At 70.6% G+C, this 2,579-nt stretch carries 2 protein-coding genes and 1 pseudogene; all 3 read right to left on the bottom strand.

Annotated elements, in window-relative coordinates:
* Window positions 1–281, bottom strand: a pseudogene (locus AC1DOC_RS28825) (peptide chain release factor N(5)-glutamine methyltransferase); the annotation flags it as partial.
* A complete protein-coding gene (prfA, locus tag AC1DOC_RS28820; protein ID WP_015866980.1) occupies window positions 278–1,366 on the bottom strand; it encodes a peptide chain release factor 1 in 1,089 nt (362 codons plus the stop codon). The gene prfA and the pseudogene AC1DOC_RS28825, both read right to left, overlap by 4 nt.
* A gap of 101 nt (window positions 1,367–1,467) precedes the next feature.
* Window positions 1,468–2,579, bottom strand: a 1,112-nt coding sequence (gene hemA / locus AC1DOC_RS28815; protein WP_478131033.1) for a glutamyl-tRNA reductase, incomplete at its 5' end; no start/stop codon positions are given.

The raw sequence follows: 2,579 nt of genomic DNA, 5'->3' as shown, positions 1-2,579 counted from the left end.
CGTGCATCCACCTGCAGGCCGAGGCCGTGGAATTCCTTTTCGCCGAGCAGGTAGGCCACCGGCTCGCCCGCCAGCCGGCGCGGCAGCTGCGCCGAAAGCGCGGACCAGGCCGCATCGGAAAGGGTGTCGGTGTCGTGCGCCAGCAGCCAGGCGCGGTCGTGCGGCGCGCGGTCCAGCGCATGCAGCAGCAGCAGTTGCGCGTCGAGCCGGTCGACGCCCAGCGCGACAGCCGCGGCCAGCGCCTGGGCCACGGTGGACGGCGTGGTGGCCGCGGCCGTCATGCCGGCAGGCTCGATTCGAGCTCGGCCAGCTGCTCGGCCTCGCGTGCGGCGCGCAGCGCATCGAGCACGTCGCCGAGGTCGCCTTCCATGATGGCCTGCAGCTTGTAGAGCGTGAGGTTGATGCGGTGGTCGGTGAGCCGGCCCTGCGGGAAGTTGTAGGTGCGGATGCGGTCGGAGCGGTCGCCGCTGCCGATCAGCCCCTTGCGCATGGCGGCGTCCTTGGCGGCGCGCTCGCTGCGGTCCTTTTCCTGGATGCGCGCGGACAGCACCTGCAGCGCCTTGGCCTTGTTGCGGTGCTGGCTGCGGTCGTCCTGGCATTCGGCCACGATGCCCGTTGGAATGTGCGTGATGCGCACGGCCGAGTCGGTCTTGTTGATGTGCTGGCCGCCGGCGCCGCTCGCGCGGTAGGTGTCGATGCGCAGGTCGGCCGGGTTGATCTGCACCGCCACGGTTTCGTCGGGCTCGGCCARCACGGCCACGGTGCAGGCGCTGGTGTGGATGCGGCCCTGGGTCTCGGTGGCCGGCACGCGCTGCACGCGGTGGCCGCCCGATTCGAAGCGCAGGCGGCCGAAGACGTCGTTGCCGGCGATGCGGATCACCACTTCCTTGTAGCCGCCGAGCTCGCTCTCGCTCTCGCTCACCACTTCGCAGCGCCAGCCGGCGCGCTCGCAGTAGCGCGTGTACATGCGCAGCAGGTCGCCCGCGAACAGCGCCGACTCGTCGCCGCCGGTGCCGGCGCGGATTTCGAGGAAGGCGTTGCGCGCGTCGTCCGGATCCTTGGGCAGCAGCAGGCGCTGCAGCTCTTCCTCGAGCTGCACGAGCTCGGCCTGCGCGGCGGCGATTTCTTCGCGGGCCATCTCGGCCATGTCGGGGTCTTCGAGCATTTCGGCCGCGCCGGCGATGTCGGCTTCGCGCTGCTTGTAGCGCTCGTAGCGGCCCGCGATCTGCGTGATCTCGGCGTGCTCGCGCGAGATGGTGCGGTACTGCGCCATGTCGCTCATGATGTCTTCGCGCGAAAGCAGGAAGTCGAGTTCGCCCAGGCGCTGGGCATAGCGTTCGAGTTGGTGGCGCAGAAAGGTCTTCACGGCGGAAAGGAGCTCGGAAAAATGGGGAAAGGGCGCCGCGGTGCCGCGGCAGGGCGCATGTGGGACCGCGGCCGGCAGGGCCGGGCCGCTGGCGAGCGTCGCTAACGCTCTTTGCGCAGGAACAGGCGCGAGATGGTCTGCGCGGTGTGCTCGCGCGATGCGGCGTCGCCCGCGTGCAGCTCGGCCATGGCGCCGTGCAGCAGCTTCTGCGTGAGCCCGCGCGACATGGCCTCGAGCACCGCATCGACCGATTCGCCCTTGGCCAGCAGCTTGCGCGCGCGCGCCATCTCGGCGGCGCGCCACTCGTCGGCCTGGGCATTGAGCTGCTGGATCAGCGGCACGGTGCCGCGTTGGCCGAGCCAGTGCATGAAGCTCTGCACGCCGGCGTCGATGATGACCTCGGCCTCGGCCACGGCGGCCTGGCGGTTGGCCTGGCCCTGCTGCACCACCTGGGCGAGATCGTCGACGGTGTAGAGGTAGATGTCTTCGAGCGCCTTCACCTCGGGCTCGATGTCGCGCGGCACGGCCAGGTCGACCATGAACATCGGGCGGTGCTTGCGGGCCTTGAGTGCGCGCTCGACCGCGCCCAGGCCGATGATCGGCAGCGTGCTGGCGGTGCAGCTCACCACGATGTCGAACTCGGCCAGCCGGCTGGGCAGGTCGGCCAGCCGCATGGCCTCGCCGCCGAAGCGCGAGGCCAGCTTTTCGCCGCGCTCGAGCGTGCGGTTGGCAATGGCGATGGACTTCGGGTCCTTGGCCGCGAAATGCGTGGCGGCCAGGTCGATCATCTCGCCCGCGCCGACGAACAGCACGCGCGTCTGGTGCAGGTCTTCGAACAGCTGGCCGGCCAGCCGGACGGCCGCCGCGGCCATGCTGATGGAATGCGCGCCGATCTCGGTGGCGGTGCGCACCTCTTTCGCGACCGCGAAGGAGCGCTGGAACAGCTGGTTGAGCGTGCTGCCGAGCGCGCCGGCGGTTTCGGCCGCGCGCACGGCGTCCTTCATCTGGCCGAGGATCTGGGCTTCGCCGAGCACCATGGAATCGAGCCCGCTGGCCACGCGGAAGACGTGGCGCGCAGCCTCGTCGTCCTGCAGCGTGTAGGCATGCGAGCGCAGCAGCGCGGGCGCGACGCCGCCGCTCTCGGCCAGCCAGCCGACCGTGTGGTCGAGCGCGGCATGCTCGGCGGCGCAATAGATCTCGGTGCGGTTGCAGG

Source organism: Variovorax sp. 01T439_2 (genome assembly GCF_056398445.1).
This window is presented reverse-complemented; position numbering and strand designations above follow the sequence as displayed.